The following is a 14,710-nucleotide window of genomic DNA, read 5'->3' as shown; positions in this document are numbered from 1 at the left end:
GCGCCGCCGGGCCGGTTCCCGGGCGCGGTCCCCGGGTGGCAGGATTCGGACCATGTCAGACCAGCTCCGCGCCGCCGCCTCGCCCCCGGCCGAAGGCCTCGCCGCCCCGTACGACGCCCTCCTGCTGCTCTCCTTCGGCGGTCCCGAAGGACCCGACGACGTCGTGCCGTTCCTGGAGAACGTCACGCGCGGGCGAGGCATCCCGCGCGAGCGGCTCAAGGAGGTCGGGCAGCACTACTTCGGCTTCGGCGGGGTCAGCCCCATCAACGGGCAGAACCGCGAACTGCTGGACGCCCTGCGCAAGGACTTCGCCGAGCACGGGCTGGACCTGCCCGTGTACTGGGGCAACCGCAACTGGGCCCCTTACCTCACCGACGTGATGCGGGAGATGGCCGCCGACGGGCGCCGCCGGATCGCGGTGCTCGCGACCAGCGCGTACGCCTCGTACTCGGGCTGCCGGCAGTACCGCGAGAACCTCGCGGACGCGCTGGCGACGCTGGCGGAGGAGGGCGTCGCCGAACTGCCCGAGGTCGACAAGCTGCGGCACTACTTCAACCACCCGGGCTTCGTCCAGCCGATGATCGACGGGGTGCTCGCCGCACTGGAGTCGCTGCCGCAGGAGGTGCGCGCCGGCGCGCACCTCGCCTTCACCACCCATTCGATCCCCACCGCGGCCGCCGACACGTCCGGCCCGGTAGAGGAGCACACCACGGGCGGCGAGGGCGGGGCGTACGTCAAGCAGCACCTGGACGTCGCGCGGGTGATCGCGGACGCGGTACGGGCCGAGACGGGCACGGAGCTGCCCTGGGAGCTCGTCTACCAGTCGCGCAGCGGCGCCCCGCACATCCCGTGGCTGGAGCCGGACGTCTGTGACCACCTGGAGGCGCTGCACGGGGCCGGGGCGCCCGCGGTGGTGATGGTGCCGATCGGCTTCGTCTCGGACCACATGGAGGTCCTGTACGACCTCGACACCGAGGCCACGGCGAAGGCCGCCGAACTCGGGCTGCCCGTCGCCCGGTCGGCGACCGTCGGGGCCGATCCGCGGTTCGCGGCCGCGGTCCGGGAGCTGGTGCTGGAGCGCGCCGCCGCGGAGCGGGGCCGGCCGGTGGAGCGGTGTGCGCTGGGGCTGCTCGGGCCCAGCCACGATCTGTGCGCGGTGGGCTGCTGCCCGGCGCGCGCGCCCCGGCCGGCGGCCGCGGGCGCCGACAGCCCGTACGCCCAGAAGGGGCGAGCGTGATTTCCGAAGAGCTGAAGGCCGAACTGCTGGACGTGGGCCTGGACGCCGCCCGCCAGGCCGGGCGGCTGCTGCGGGACGGCCGGCCGGCCGATCTCGCGGTGGCGGCGACGAAGAGCAGCCCGATCGACGTGGTGACCGAGATGGACATCGCGGCGGAGAAGCTGATCACCGGGATCCTCGCGCGGCGGCGGCCCGAGGACGGGCTGCTCGGCGAGGAGGGCGCGGACGTCCCCGGGACCAGCGGCGTGCGGTGGGTCGTGGACCCGCTGGACGGCACCGTCAACTACCTGTACGGACTGCCGAGCTGGAGCGTCTCGGTCGCCGCCGAGTACGGGGGCGAGACCGTGGTCGGGGTCGTGGCGGCCCCGATGCGGGGCGAGACGTACACGGCGGTGCTCGGGGGCGGGGCCTGGCTGGACGGGGTCCGCCTCGCCTGCCGGGCGCCGGCGCCGCTGGACCAGGCGCTGGTCGGGACCGGGTTCGCGTACCTCCAGGCACGCAAGGAGCAGCAGGCCGAGGTGGCGCGGCGGGTGATCCCCCGGGTGCGGGACATCCGGCGGGGCGGATCGGCGGCGCTGGACCTCAGCGACGTGGCCGCCGGGCGGCTGGACGCGTACTACGAGCGCGGGCTGAACCCCTGGGACCTGGCGGCGGGCGAGCTGATCGCCCGGGAGGCCGGGGCGCTCACGGGCGGGAGGCCCGGGCGGCCGGCCTCGGGGGAGCTGGCGCTGGCCGCCACTCCGGCGGTGTTCGCCTCGCTCCAGCCGCTGCTGGACGAGGCCGGGGCCTGGCACGACTGAGACCGCGCCCCGACACGCGCCCCGACATGAGGGAACCCCGGCTGCCGCGTGCGGCCGCCGGGGTTCTTGCCGGACAGGAGAGGCCGTCAGCAGACGGAAACGGGAACGCCGTGTTCGGCGGCGAGGCGCTGGAGGTCTTCCAGTTCCGCCTGCTCCACTTCCACGAGGAAGTCGTCGCCCGTCTCGCGGGCCTGGATGAGGTCCGACTGCGTGGCCCGGATGCGCTGCAGGAGACCCGCGGTGAATGCGTCCATGATGGGTTCGCCCCCTCTTCGTGGGTCGGCGGCGGCACGTGGCAGTCCGCCGTCAGGGAGTGGTTGGGGTGTGCTGTCGTCCTCCCCGGCACCCTGGGCCCAGAAACCTCGGGAGGCGAGGGAATCCTCACTTCCGGCCCCCGCGGGCCCCGGAGGGGCGCCTTACAGCCGGTTTACGGCTGAAACGGGCAGGATGGGCGACGCAATACACGTGTGCCCTCAGGGCTCGATGGAAGGAAACGACGTGCGCGTACTCGTCGTCGAGGACGAGCAGCTGCTCGCCGATGCGGTGGCCACCGGGCTGCGCCGGGAGGCCATGGCCGTGGACGTCGTGTACGACGGCGCCGCGGCCCTGGAGCGCGTCGGGGTGAACGACTACGACGTGGTCGTGCTCGACCGGGACCTCCCGCTCGTGCACGGTGACGACGTCTGCCGCAAGATCGTCGAGCTCGGCATGCCCACCCGCGTACTGATGCTGACGGCGTCCGGCGACGTGAGCGACCGGGTGGAAGGCCTTGAGCTGGGGGCGGACGACTACCTGCCCAAGCCCTTCGCGTTCAGCGAGCTGACCGCCCGCGTGCGTGCCCTGGGGCGGCGTACCACCGTCGCCCTGCCCCCCGTGCTGGAGCGGGCCGGCATCAAGCTGGACCCGAACCGGCGGGAGGTGTTCCGTGAAGGCAGGGAGGTACAGCTGGCGCCCAAGGAGTTCGCGGTGCTGGAGGTTCTCATGCGGAGCGAGGGGACGGTCGTCTCCGCCGAGCAGCTGCTGGAGAAGGCATGGGACGAGAACACCGACCCCTTCACGAACGTGGTGCGGGTGACGGTCATGACCCTGCGCCGCAAGCTGGGGGAGCCGCCGGTCATCGTGACCGTGCCCGGCTCCGGCTACCGGATCTGACGCGGGTGGCGGCGACCCCGGCACCGCCCACGGTGCCGCCGAGACCGACCTGGGACCCCGGCCAGCCCGAGGGTCCCTTCCCTTGGCTGCGGCCGACCATCCGCATACGCCTCACGCTGCTGTACGGCGGGATGTTCCTGATCGCCGGCATCCTGCTGCTGTCGATCATCTACCTGCTGGCGGCGCAGGCGCTGCGGGAGGGCAACGGCCTGCCGTTCAAGATCCTCGACGGCAGGGACATCAAGGTCACCAGCAGCTGCCCCGGCGTGATCGGTACGGGCCAGACGCCCGACCAGTTCAACTCCGTGATCAACACCTGCATCCTGGAGCAGCGCCGGCACGCGCTGGACGACCTGCTCAGCCGGTCGCTGATGGCCCTGCTCGGCCTCAGCATCATCGCCTTCGCCTTCGGCTACGCGATGGCCGGGCGGGTGCTCTCGCCGCTCGGCAAGATCACCCGGACCGCCCGCCGGGTGGTCGGCTCCGACCTGACCCGGCGGATCGAGCTGGACGGGCCGGACGACGAGCTCAAGGAGCTCGCCGACACCTTCGACGAGATGCTCGACCGGCTGGAGCGGGCCTTCACCGCCCAGCAGCGGTTCGTCGCGAACGCCTCGCACGAGCTGCGCACGCCCCTCGCCATCAACCGGACGCTGCTGGAGGTGCACCTGTCGGACCCGGGTGCGCCGGTGGAGCTCCAGCAGCTGGGCAAGACGCTGCTGGCCACCAACGAGCGCAGCGAGCAGCTCGTCGAGGGCCTGTTGCTGCTGGCCCGCAGCGACAACCAGATAGTCGAGCGCAAACCCGTGGACCTGGCGGAGGTCGCCTCGCGCGCCATCGACCAGGCGCGCGGGGAGGCCGCGGTGAAGGGCGTGGAGATCCGCGGCGAGCGCGCGCTCGCCGTGGTCCAGGGCAACGGCGTCCTGCTGGAGCGGATCGCGCTCAACCTGGTGCAGAACGCCGTCCGGTACAACGTGCCGGAGGACGGCTGGGTGGAGGTCACCACCGAGTCCCAGCACGGCCAGGCGATCCTCATCGTCTCGAACACGGGTCCCGTGGTTCCCGCGTACGAGGTGGACAACCTCTTCGAGCCCTTCAGACGGCTGCGTACGGAGCGCACGGGCAGTGACAAGGGTGTGGGGCTCGGCCTGTCGATCGCGCGCTCTGTGGCCCGCGCGCACGGCGGGCGGATCTCCGCGACGCCGCGCGAGGGCGGTGGCCTCGTGATGCGTGTCACTTTGCCCCTGTGAGTCCCAGCCCGCTTGTTCGCTCTTGGCTGAATGGTGAGGGGGTGGCGAAGGTGGTGCCTGTGTGATCGATCACATTGTCGAGTGTCGGGGCGTGTGCGTTCAGTGACCCCACAGAGGGCCGGAAAGCCCGGGAAGTCCGGGTTTCCCGCCCCTCGAACGGCGGGAAATACACGGGGTGGCGTTTGTGCAAGACGGCCCCCGGACCGTGTACGGTCCCGGTCGTCATCCCAGCCAATTGCTCCTTCAGGCGTGCGGCTGGGTGTCGATTGAGTAACAGACCTTGATGTGAGGCAAAATCTCCGCCTCAGGTCGGGCACAAGTCCGGCCTCTCGCGCGTTACGTGCGCTGAGACACCGCTAAATCCCAGAGGGGGAGAGCGAAAAATGGCAACGGACTACGACACCCCACGCAAGACCGACGACGACGTCGACAACGACAGCATTGAAGAGCTGAAGGCCCGGCGTAACGAGAAGTCGTCTTCGAGCGTCGACGTCGACGACTTCGACGCGGCGGAGGGCATGGAGCTCCCCGGCGCAGACCTCTCCAACGAGGAACTGGCCGTTCGGGTGCTCCCCAAGCAGGCCGATGAGTTCACCTGCATGAGCTGCTTCCTGGTGCACCACCGCAGCCAGCTGGCACGCGAGAAGAACGGTCAGCCGATCTGCCGCGACTGCGACTGAGAGGCGTCGGCCGTGACCGGCTCGACACCGTTTCGGAAGCGACGCTTCCGAAAAGCTGGTGATCCGGCGGAGGCGCAAGAGGTGGCCACGGGCCCGGAAACGGGCCCCGCAGCCTCCGGCGAACCCGCCGTGTCGTCCGGCACCGCCGCGGCGGTGCCGTCGGCCGCAGAGTCCGGCGAGGGAGCCCGGCGCAGGTCCGGGGCTCGTCGGCTGCAAGCCGTCAAAAGCGGTGTGCGCAAGGGCGGCGAACATGCCAGGGCCGCCGTCCTGCACATCACGGACCGTGTGATCGAGAACGCACCGCGCGTTCCGGTTCGGGATCTCGCGACCCTGCGCGCGCAGTTCCCGGGCCTCGGTCCCGATCAGCTTGCCGACAAGCTGATCGCGGGCGCCGCGTACGGCACCTCCACGATCGGCGCGGGCATCGGAGCGGCGGCCATGCTGCCGGTGCCGCCCGCCATGCCCGCCGAACTGGCCGCGGAGATCACCGGGGTCGCCGCCATCGAGCTGAAGCTCGTCGCGGAGCTCCACGAGGTGTACGGCCAGCGGCCGGCCGGGAACATCAAGGAACGCAGCCTCGCCTACCTGACCGCGTGGACGGAGGAGCGCGGGGTGGACCTGACCAAGCCGACGACGCTGAACATCGCGCTCGGCGGTCAGATGAAGCGCGAACTGCGCCAACAGATCTTGAAGCGGACCTTCCGCAACCTGCCCAACCTGATGCCGTTCATGGTGGGCGCCACCGTCGGCGCGGTCATGAACCACCGCGACACCCGCAAACTCGCCGAGAAGGTCCGTGCCGACCTGCGGAGCCGGGCCGTGGCCTGGGACTCCCTCCCGCAGCTCCCGCCCCTTGAGCAGCCCTCCCAGCCCCTTCCCGAGGCCACCAGGGCCGCACTCGAGGGCAGGGTCGTCATCGAAGACCCACGCGACTGGCCACCGGCCTGAGTCACCGGCCTGAGTCACCGGCCCGCTCGGGTGGCCTGAGCCCCGGCGCGGGCCGGGCCGCGGCCGTATCCGTCAGCCCTTGGCCGAGCGGATCGCCTTCACCAGCGCCTGCGGCTCGCGCGTCGAGACGTAGGCGTACGGAGTCGGGTCCTGCGGGTCGGTGATCGGGATGCGCACCGCCGTCGGCACGTAGCTGCGCAGCAGCATGAAGGCGCGCGCGTCCGCCTTGTGCGTGCGCCAGGCGCGCGCCTCCTGCGCGTCCAGCACCTCGGGCTCGCCCAGGGCGGCCACGGGGATCCGCGCCTCACCGGCCGCCAGCGCACCGTTCACCACGCGCACGCGCGCGGAGCCGTACGAACTGACCAGCATCCCGGCCAGCGCCGTGCCCCCGACCAGCCCCGCCAGCAGCGGCAGCGTGCCCAGCGGCAGCAGCATCAGCGCGCACGCGAGGCCGATGAGCACGGCGATGGCCCACCAGGAGCGGGGGGCGGTCAGACGTTCGTCGTGGTGCGCGGGGGAGAGCTGCATACGACCAAGCCTGCCACGAGGCGACCGGCGGGTAGCGGCGCGGGTAAGGTCTGCGCCTGTGAGTGGACGAAACACAGCGTTGACGCCTCCGGCCGATGCCGCCGCACCGGTCCGGCACCCCGACGCCCCGGCACCCGGCGAGCTGCTCGGTGCGCACTACGGGCACTGCTTCGGCTGCGGCGAGGGCCAGCCGCACGGACTCCATCTGGAGGCCCGTGCCGGGGAGGGCGTCCGCGTCAGCGCCGAGTTCACCGTCAAGCCCGCGCACCAGGGCGCCCCCGGCCTCGCCCACGGCGGCGTGCTCGCCACCGCGCTCGACGAGACGCTGGGCTCCCTGAACTGGCTGCTGCGCGTCATCGCGGTGACCGGACGGCTGGAGACGGACTTCGTGCGGCCCGTGCCCGTGGGCACCGTGCTGTACCTGGAGGCCGAGGTGACCGCCGTCGCCGGGCGCAAGATCTACTCCACCGCGATCGGCCGTATAGGCGGGCCCGAGGGCCCGGTCGCCGTGCGCGCCGACGCGCTCTTCATCGAGGTGAAGGTCGACCACTTCATCGACAACGGTCGACCCGAGGAGATCCGGGCGGCGATGTCCGACCCGGACCAGGTCAGGCGCACACGCGCCTTCGAGGTGAACCCCTGATGTCTGAGAACAACCACGCGCCGGTCGACGTGCTCATCAAGCGTGTCGACCCCGAGGTGCCCCTGCCCGCGTACGGCCACCCCGGCGACGCCGGCTGCGATCTGGTGACCACCGAGGCGGCCGTGCTGGAGCCCGGCGAGCGCACCGTACTGCCCACGGGGGTGTCCATCGCCCTGCCCGACGGGTACGCGGCCTTCGTGCACCCGCGCTCGGGCCTGGCCGCTCGCTGCGGGCTCGCGCTCGTGAATGCCCCGGGGACGGTGGATGCCGGGTACCGTGGGGAGATCAAGGTGATCGTGGTCAATCTCGACCCGCGCGAGAGCGTCCGGTTCGAGCGCTTCGACCGCATTGCCCAGCTGGTTGTCCAGAGGGTCGAGAAGGTGCGCTTCCACGAGGTGGCGGAACTTCCCGGCTCGGCGCGGGCCGAGGGGGGTTTCGGCTCCACCGGCGGTCATGCGGCCGTGGCCGGATCCGGCGCTGGTCAGCAGGGTGGGAATGGCTACGCTTCGGTCGTATCCGACCGGGAAGGACAGTGACGTGTTCGGACGTCGCAAGAAGAACGACTCCGCCAAGGACGGCGGCGCGGCCGAGCAGGTCGTGGACGGCGTGGCTGCCGATGAGCAGGACGGTGGCGAGGAGCTCGACTCCGCGCCCCGCAGGGTGAATCTGCCGCCGGCCCCGCGGCCCGACGGCCCGTGGGACGTCTCCGAGGTGCCCGGTGCACCCGAGGAGGGTCGCGTCGACCTGGGCGGCATTCTCGTACCGGGTGTCGAGGGCATGGAGCTGCGCGTCGAGGTCGCCGGTGACGCGATCGTCGCCGCGACGGTCGTCCTCGGCGACAGCGCCGTACAGCTGCAGGCTTTCGCGGCGCCCAAGAAGGAAGGCATCTGGGGCGAGGTCCGCGAGGAGATCGCCACCGGCATCACCCAGCAGGGCGGCATCATCGACGAGGTCGAGGGTCCGCTGGGCTGGGAGCTGCGCGCCCAGGTGCCCGTACCGATGCCCGACGGCCAGACCGGCGCCCAGCTGGTCCGTTTCGTCGGCGTCGACGGCCCGCGCTGGTTCCTGCGCGGCGTCATCTCCGGCCAGGGTGCGGTGCGCCCCGAGTCGGCGGGCGTGCTGGAGCAGATCTTCCGCGAGACCGTCATCGTGCGCGGCGACGGCCCGATGGCTCCGCGCGACCCGATCGTGCTGAAGCTGCCGAACGACGCCCAGATGGTGCCGGACGGCGTGCAGACCGAGGACCAGGAGGGCTCGCGCTTCTCCGGCGGCATGGGACAGCTGGAGCAGGGTCCGACGATCACCGAGGTCCGCTGACCGGTCCTGACCGACCGTTTCCGGCCGCGGGCCGTACTCCTCCGGGGGTACGGCCCGCTGTCGTACCCGCGCATCGCGGCCCCGGGTGTCAGGAATCCGTCAGGGATGGGCGGACGGGCCCCGAAAGTGCGTGATCGGCGCAAACGTCCCCGAGAATGGGCGCATGGGACGCGGCAAGCTACGGATCTACCTCGGCGCGGCGCCCGGTGTGGGCAAGACGTACGCGATGCTGTCCGAGGCCCATCGCCGGGTGGAGCGGGGGAGCGACTGCGTCGTCGGCTTCGTCGAGCACCACGGGCGGCCGCGCACCGAGGTGATGCTGCACGGGCTGGAACAGGTCCCGCGCAAGGAGCTCTCGTACCGGGGCGCCGGCTTCACCGAGATGGACGTGGACGCCGTGCTGGCGCGCCGGCCGGCGATCGCGCTCGTGGACGAGCTCGCCCACACCAACGTGCCGGGCTCGCGCAACGCCAAGCGCTGGCAGGACGTGGAGGAGCTGCTGCGGGCGGGCATCGACGTCGTGTCCACCGTGAACATCCAGCACCTGGAGTCGCTCGGCGACGTGGTGGAGTCCATCACCGGGGTGCGGCAGCGGGAGACCGTGCCGGACGAGGTGGTGCGGCGGGCCGACCAGATCGAGCTCGTCGACATGTCCCCGCAGGCGCTGCGCCGGCGGATGGCGCACGGGAACGTCTACCAGTCCGACAAGGTCGACGCGGCCCTGTCCAACTACTTCCGGCCCGGGAACCTCACCGCCCTGCGCGAGCTCGCGCTGCTGTGGGTGGCCGACCGGGCCGACGAGTACCTCCAGCAGTACCGGGGGGAGCACGGCATCCGCTCCACCTGGCAGGCCCGCGAGCGGATCGTCGTCGGGCTCACGGGCGGGCCCGAGGGCCGTACGCTCATCCGCCGCGCCTCCCGGATGGCCGCGAAGGGCTCCGGCAGCGAGATCCTCGCCGTCTACATCGCCCGCAGCGACGGGCTGACGGCAGCCTCGCCGAAGGAGCTCGCGGTCCAGCGGACGCTGGTCGAAGACCTGGGCGGAACGTTTCACCATGTGATCGGCGACGACATCCCGGACGCGCTGCTCGAATTCGCCCGCGGGGTCAACGCCACCCAGATCGTGCTCGGCTCCAGCCGCCGCAAGGCCTGGCAGTACGTCTTCGGCCCCGGCGTCGGCGCCACCGTGGCCCGCGACTCGGGGCCCGACCTCGACGTGCACATCGTCACGCACGAGGAGGTCGCCCGGGGCCGCGGACTGCCCGTGGTCCGCTCGGCCGCCCGGCTCGGCCGCCCCCGGATCATCGCCGGCTGGATCGTCGGGATCCTCTTCCCCGCCCTGCTGGCCGTCCTGCTCACGCACGTGAACGCCGACCCGGGCCTCGCCAACGAGATGCTGCTGTTCCTCGCGCTGACCGTGGCCGCCGCCCTGCTGGGCGGGCTCTGGCCGGCGCTGGCCTCGGCCGCCTTCGGTTCGCTGCTGCTGAACTACTTCTTCGCCCCGCCGGTCCACCGGTTCACCGTCTCCGACCCGAAGAACATCGTGGCCATCGCCGTCTTCTTCGGAGTGGCGGTCTCCGTGGCCTCCGTGGTGGACCTGGCCGCCCGGCGCACCCACCAGGCCGCCCGGCTGCGCGCCGAGTCCGAGATCCTCTCCTTCCTGGCCGGCAGCGTGCTGCGCGGCGAGACCTCGCTGGACGCGCTGCTCGAGCGGGTGCGCGAGACCTTCGCCATGGAGTCCGTGGCGCTGCTGGAGCGCACGAGCGACGTCGAGCCCTGGAAACGGGCCGGCAGCGTCGGTCCGCGCCCGGTCGGCCGCCCCGAGGAAGCCGATGTGGACATGCCCATCGGGGACCACATGGCACTGGCCCTGTCCGGCCGGGTGCTGCCCGCCGAGGACCGCCGCGTGCTCGGCGCCTTCGCCGCCCAGGCCGCCGTCGTCCTGGACCGGAAGCGGCTGGTCGGGGAGGCGGAGGAGGCCCGCCGGCTCGCCGAGGGAAACCGGATCCGGACCGCGCTGCTGGCCGCCGTCAGCCATGACCTCCGTACGCCGCTGGCCTCCATCAAGGCCTCCGTGTCCTCCCTGCGCGCCGACGACGTGGACTGGTCCGAGGAGGACCGGGCCGAGCTCCTCGAAGGCATCGAGGACGGCGCCGACCGGCTCGACCACCTGGTGGGCAACCTGCTCGACATGTCCCGGCTGCAGACCGGCACGGTGACCCCGCTGATCCGGGAGATCGACCTCGACGAGGTGGTCCCGATGGCGCTGGGCGGCGTACCGGAGGACAGCGTGGTGCTGGACGTCCCCGAGACGCTGCCGATGGTGGCCGTGGACCCCGGGCTGCTGGAGCGGACCGTGGCCAACGTGGTGGAGAACGCCGTCAAGTACAGCCCGGCCGACGAGCGGGTGCTGGTCCGGGCGAGCCACCTGGGCGACCGGGTCGAGGTACGCGTCGTGGACCGCGGGCCCGGAGTCCCCGACGAGGCCAAGGACCGGATCTTCGCCCCCTTCCAGCGGCACGGGGACGCCCCGCGCGGCACCGGGGTCGGCCTCGGCCTCGCGGTGGCCCGGGGCTTCGCCGAGGCCATGGACGGCACCCTGGCGGCCGAGGACACCCCCGGCGGCGGACTGACCATGGTGCTCACGCTGCGCGCCGCGCCGCGCGACAGTGGACCGCGACACCCCGCGGACGGCGGCCTCGCGGGCGCCGGCGCCGACGGCATCGGCGCCGACGGCACCGAACCCATCGATCTCGACCCCATACGACAGAAAGCAGGACCTCAATGACCCGGGTGCTCGTGGTGGACGACGAGCCGCAGATCGTCCGAGCCCTCGTGATCAATCTGAAGGCGCGCAAGTACGAGGTCGACGCCGCGGCGGACGGGGCCCAGGCCCTGGAGCTCGCGGCGGCCCGCCACCCCGACGTGGTCGTCCTCGACCTGGGCCTGCCCGACATGGACGGGGTCGAGGTGATCAAGGGCCTGCGCGGCTGGACCCGGGTGCCGATCCTGGTCCTCTCGGCGCGGCACAGCTCCGACGAGAAGGTCGAGGCCCTGGACGCCGGGGCCGACGACTACGTCACCAAGCCCTTCGGGATGGACGAGCTGCTGGCGCGGCTGCGCGCCGCCGTCCGCCGGGCCGAGCCGGGCACGGGCTCCGGCGAGGACGAGGTGATCGTGGAGACCGAGGGCTTCATGGTGGACCTGGCCGCCAAGAAGGCCGTGCGCGAGGGGCGCGACGTACGCCTGACGCCCACCGAGTGGCACCTGCTGGAGGTGCTGGTCCGCAACGGGGGCAAGCTGGTCAGCCAGAAGCAGCTCCTGCAGGAGGTCTGGGGTCCCTCGTACGGCACCGAGACCAACTACCTGCGGGTCTACATGGCCCAGCTGCGGCGCAAGCTGGAGGCGGACCCTTCGCATCCGCGGCACTTCATCACGGAACCGGGCATGGGATACCGCTTCGAGAGGTAGTGCGGGCGCCGGTACGCTTCCTGTATGAGTGCTGAACCGCGTCCCGAGAAGTCCGTCAAGCCGGTCAGGCCGGCGGGCCGGTTCCGGCGGATGATAGAGCGGCTGTCCACCTCGCAGGAGGAGCTGCATTCGGCGGAACTGCAGGAGGCCGCAGAAGCCGCGGGGTGCACGCGGATCTGCGACTCCCACGACCGCCAGATAGTCAAGGTGACGGGAACCCTGCGTACCGTCACCCTCCGGCCGCGCGCCGGGGTGCCCGCCCTGGAGGCGGAGCTCTTCGACGGCTCGGCGGCGCTGGACGTGGTCTGGCTCGGGCGTCGCTCGATCGTGGGAATCGAACCGGGCCGGCGCATGATCGCCTCCGGGCGGATCGCGATGAGCCACGGCCGCCGGGTCCTCTTCAACCCGAAGTACGAACTCCGACCGCTCGGACAGGAGCACTAGCCGGTGACGTCACTCGACAAACCGATCACCCCGGATCCCTCGGGCGAACCGACCGCGGACCAGAAGGCCGTGACGCAGGCGGCGCTCTTCGACGCGTTCGGAGGCGTGCGGGGCACCGTGGAGACGATGCTCCCCGGGCTGCTCTTCGTGATGATCTACACGGTCAACAAGGACGTGAAGATGTCCGCGATCGCGGCGGGCGCGGTCGCCGTCCTGCTCGTGATCGTGCGGCTGCTGCGCAAGGACACCGTCAAGCACGCGTTCAGCGGGGTCTTCGGCGTGGGCGTCGGCGTGGCCTTCGCCCTGTTCACCGGCACCGCCAAGGGCTTCTACCTGCCCGGCATGATCTACGGCGCCGGGCTGGGCGTGGCCTTCACGCTGTCCGCGCTGGTCGGGTTCCCGCTGCTGGGCGTCATCCTGGGGCCGGTGTTCAAGGAGAACCTGTCCTGGCGGACGCGCAACCCCGGGCGGAAGAAGGCGTACACCAAGGCCAGTCTGGCCTGGGGACTCATCTTCCTGGCGAAGTACGCGATCCTCTTCCCGCTGTACTGGTGGGGCGACGCGACGCAGCTGGGCTGGGTGCTGATCGCGCTGAAGCTGCCGCCGATGGTGCTCGCGGTGTACTTCACGTGGGTCTTCCTGGCGAAGGCGCCGCCGCCGATCGACGTGATCGCCGAGTGGGAGGCCGAGGAGGCCGCGGAGAAGGCCCGCAAGACCCAGGCCAAGCACGCCAAGTGACGTAGTGCCCACGTGAAGGGGGCGGGCAGCCGACCGGCTGCCCGCCCCCTTCACGCGCGCGTCCGTCAGTGACGGGCCTGGAGGAGGTCCTCCAGCTGCTCCTCACGGGCCTGCGCGGCCACGAACAGCAGTTCGTCGCCCGGCTCCAGGGTCTCCTCGCCGTGCGGGGTCAGGACCCGGTTGCCGCGGATGATCGTGACCAGCGAGGTGTCCTCGGGCCAGGTGATCTCGCTGATCTGGGTGCCGGCGACCGAGGAGTCGGCGGGCAGGGTCAGCTCGACGAGGTTGGCGTCGCCGTGGCTGAAGCGGAGCAGCCGTACGAGGTCGCCGACGCTGACGGCCTCCTCGACCAGGGCCGACATCAGACGCGGCGTGGAGACCGCGACGTCGACGCCCCAGGACTCGTTGAAGAGCCACTCGTTCTTCGGGTTGTTGACCCGCGCCACGACCCGGGGGACCCCGTACTCGGTCTTGGCCAGCAGGGAGACGACCAGGTTGACCTTGTCGTCGCCGGTGGCGGCGATGACGACGTTGCAGCGCTGCAGCGCGGCCTCGTCGAGCGAGGTGATCTCGCAGGCGTCGGCCAGCAGCCACTCGGCCTGCGGCACCCGCTCCACGGAGATGGCGGTCGGAGCCTTGTCGACGAGGAGCACCTCGTGCCCGTTCTCCAGCAGCTCGCCCGCGATGGAACGGCCCACCGCGCCGGCTCCGGCGATCGCGACCCTCATGCGTGTGCCTCCTCGGGGCCCTCGGCGAAGGACGCCTCGACCTTGTCGATTTCGTCCGTACGCATCATCACGTGGACGAGGTCGCCCTCCTGCAGCACCGTCTGGGAGGTCGGCAGCATGGCCTCGCCCAGTCGGGTGAGGAACGCCACGCGGACCCCGGTCTCCTCCTGCAGCTTGCTGACCTTGTGGCCGATCCAGGCGGCGGAGGTGTGCACCTCGGCGAGCTGGACCCCGCCGCTCGGGTCGCGCCACAGCGGCTCGGCCCCGGACGGCAGCAGCCGGCGCAGCATCTGGTCGGCGGTCCACCGCACGGTCGCGACGGTGGGGATGCCCAGGCGCTGGTAGACCTCGGCGCGCTTGGGGTCGTAGATGCGGGCGGCGACGTTCTCGACACCGAACATCTCGCGCGCCACGCGGGCGGCGATGATGTTGGAATTGTCACCACTGCTGACGGCTGCGAAGGCGCCCGCTTCCTCGATCCCGGCCTCGCGCAGCGTGTCCTGGTCGAAGCCGACCCCGGTGACGCGGCGCCCGCCGAATCCGGCTCCCAGCCGGCGGAATGCGGTGGGGTCCTGGTCGACGACAGCGACCGTATGCCCCTGCTGTTCCAAGGTCTGCGCGAGGGCGGAGCCCACTCTTCCGCAGCCCATAATGACGATGTGCACGGCCGTCCTTCCGGCTGTCAGCGCTCGCTGGTTCCCAGCCTCATTGCATGCTCTGGCTTCACAGGGTCTCAGACCATGGCCCAAGCTACACACGGGCGGTCCCCCATGT

The 14,710-nt window shown here is 71.7% G+C and carries 17 protein-coding genes; 13 read left to right on the top strand and 4 right to left on the bottom strand.

Translation table 11 applies throughout. The features are described from left to right. Positions 1 to 52 precede the first annotated feature (52 nt). The gene (locus K7B10_RS12030) at positions 53 to 1,237 is read left to right on the top strand and encodes a ferrochelatase (RefSeq protein WP_229336097.1); all 1,185 of its coding nucleotides are present in this window, start codon (positions 53 to 55) and stop codon (positions 1,235 to 1,237) included. Further along, positions 1,237 to 2,037 (top strand): inositol monophosphatase family protein, encoded by an 801-nt coding sequence (locus K7B10_RS12025; RefSeq protein WP_229344953.1) that lies wholly within the window; start codon positions 1,237 to 1,239, stop codon positions 2,035 to 2,037. Before K7B10_RS12030 ends, K7B10_RS12025 begins: the two co-directional genes overlap by 1 nt. 86 nt (positions 2,038 to 2,123) lie before the next feature. Here K7B10_RS12025 and K7B10_RS12020 read toward each other — a convergent pair whose 3' ends face one another. Beyond that, the gene (locus K7B10_RS12020) at positions 2,124 to 2,291 is read right to left on the bottom strand and encodes a hypothetical protein (RefSeq protein WP_229336096.1); all 168 of its coding nucleotides are present in this window, start codon (positions 2,289 to 2,291) and stop codon (positions 2,124 to 2,126) included. A 244-nt stretch (positions 2,292 to 2,535) separates the two neighbouring features. Between K7B10_RS12020 and K7B10_RS12015 the strand changes: the two genes are divergently transcribed. The 4 genes from K7B10_RS12015 to K7B10_RS12000 all read left to right on the top strand — a co-directional run bounded on the left by K7B10_RS12015 (position 2,536) and on the right by K7B10_RS12000 (position 6,067). Continuing rightward, positions 2,536 to 3,189 (top strand): response regulator transcription factor, encoded by a 654-nt coding sequence (locus K7B10_RS12015; protein WP_030154340.1) that lies wholly within the window; start codon positions 2,536 to 2,538, stop codon positions 3,187 to 3,189. Between the two features lie 5 nt (positions 3,190 to 3,194). Then, positions 3,195 to 4,439 (top strand): sensor histidine kinase, encoded by a 1,245-nt coding sequence (locus K7B10_RS12010; protein WP_030859513.1) that lies wholly within the window; start codon positions 3,195 to 3,197, stop codon positions 4,437 to 4,439. Positions 4,440 to 4,822: 383 nt separating this feature from the next. Beyond that, on the top strand, positions 4,823 to 5,119 hold the full coding sequence (locus K7B10_RS12005; RefSeq protein WP_030154344.1) for a DUF4193 domain-containing protein: 297 nt from the start codon (positions 4,823 to 4,825) through the stop codon (positions 5,117 to 5,119). A gap of 12 nt (positions 5,120 to 5,131) precedes the next feature. After that, entirely contained in the window at positions 5,132 to 6,067 is a 936-nt protein-coding gene (locus tag K7B10_RS12000) for an EcsC family protein (protein ID WP_229336095.1), read from the top strand. A gap of 72 nt (positions 6,068 to 6,139) precedes the next feature. Here K7B10_RS12000 and K7B10_RS11995 read toward each other — a convergent pair whose 3' ends face one another. Continuing rightward, positions 6,140 to 6,595, bottom strand: a complete 456-nt coding sequence (locus K7B10_RS11995) for a DUF3093 domain-containing protein (protein ID WP_229336094.1) — start codon at positions 6,593 to 6,595, stop codon at positions 6,140 to 6,142. A gap of 58 nt (positions 6,596 to 6,653) precedes the next feature. Between K7B10_RS11995 and K7B10_RS11990 the strand changes: the two genes are divergently transcribed. The 7 genes from K7B10_RS11990 to K7B10_RS11960 all read left to right on the top strand — a co-directional run bounded on the left by K7B10_RS11990 (position 6,654) and on the right by K7B10_RS11960 (position 13,208). Next, entirely contained in the window at positions 6,654 to 7,238 is a 585-nt protein-coding gene (locus K7B10_RS11990) for a PaaI family thioesterase (RefSeq protein ID WP_229336093.1), read from the top strand. Further along, entirely contained in the window at positions 7,238 to 7,774 is a 537-nt protein-coding gene (gene dut / locus K7B10_RS11985) for a dUTP diphosphatase (protein ID WP_030859505.1), read from the top strand. Before K7B10_RS11990 ends, dut begins: the two co-directional genes overlap by 1 nt. Position 7,775: 1 nt before the next feature. After that, positions 7,776 to 8,555, top strand: coding sequence for a DUF3710 domain-containing protein (locus K7B10_RS11980; protein ID WP_030859504.1), 780 nt, complete (start codon positions 7,776 to 7,778; stop codon positions 8,553 to 8,555). Between the two features lie 163 nt (positions 8,556 to 8,718). Beyond that, positions 8,719 to 11,343, top strand: coding sequence for a DUF4118 domain-containing protein (locus K7B10_RS11975; protein ID WP_229336092.1), 2,625 nt, complete (start codon positions 8,719 to 8,721; stop codon positions 11,341 to 11,343). Next, positions 11,340 to 12,026 carry a response regulator gene (locus tag K7B10_RS11970; RefSeq protein ID WP_229336091.1) on the top strand — a complete coding sequence of 229 codons (687 nt, stop codon included), beginning with the start codon at positions 11,340 to 11,342 and terminating at the stop codon, positions 12,024 to 12,026. Before K7B10_RS11975 ends, K7B10_RS11970 begins: the two co-directional genes overlap by 4 nt. A 24-nt stretch (positions 12,027 to 12,050) precedes the next feature. After that, positions 12,051 to 12,470, top strand: a complete 420-nt coding sequence (locus tag K7B10_RS11965) for an OB-fold nucleic acid binding domain-containing protein (RefSeq protein ID WP_078621928.1) — start codon at positions 12,051 to 12,053, stop codon at positions 12,468 to 12,470. Between the two features lie 3 nt (positions 12,471 to 12,473). Beyond that, entirely contained in the window at positions 12,474 to 13,208 is a 735-nt protein-coding gene (locus tag K7B10_RS11960; protein ID WP_229336090.1) for a DUF3159 domain-containing protein, read from the top strand. A gap of 65 nt (positions 13,209 to 13,273) precedes the next feature. Here the strand turns inward: K7B10_RS11960 and K7B10_RS11955 are convergent, their stop codons facing one another. After that, a complete protein-coding gene (locus K7B10_RS11955) occupies positions 13,274 to 13,936 on the bottom strand; it encodes a potassium channel family protein (RefSeq protein WP_030859497.1) in 663 nt (220 codons plus the stop codon). After that, complete coding sequence (locus K7B10_RS11950; protein ID WP_030154367.1) at positions 13,933 to 14,601, bottom strand: potassium channel family protein; 669 nt, start codon at positions 14,599 to 14,601, stop codon at positions 13,933 to 13,935. The genes K7B10_RS11955 and K7B10_RS11950 overlap by 4 nt, the downstream gene beginning before the upstream one ends. Positions 14,602 to 14,710 lie beyond the last annotated feature (109 nt).

It is taken from the genome of Streptomyces flavotricini (assembly GCF_020639365.1).
Lineage (GTDB): Bacteria > Actinomycetota > Actinomycetes > Streptomycetales > Streptomycetaceae > Streptomyces > Streptomyces flavotricini.
The sequence above is the reverse complement of the archived record's forward strand: the minus strand, read 5'-3'. Positions and strand labels throughout refer to the sequence as shown.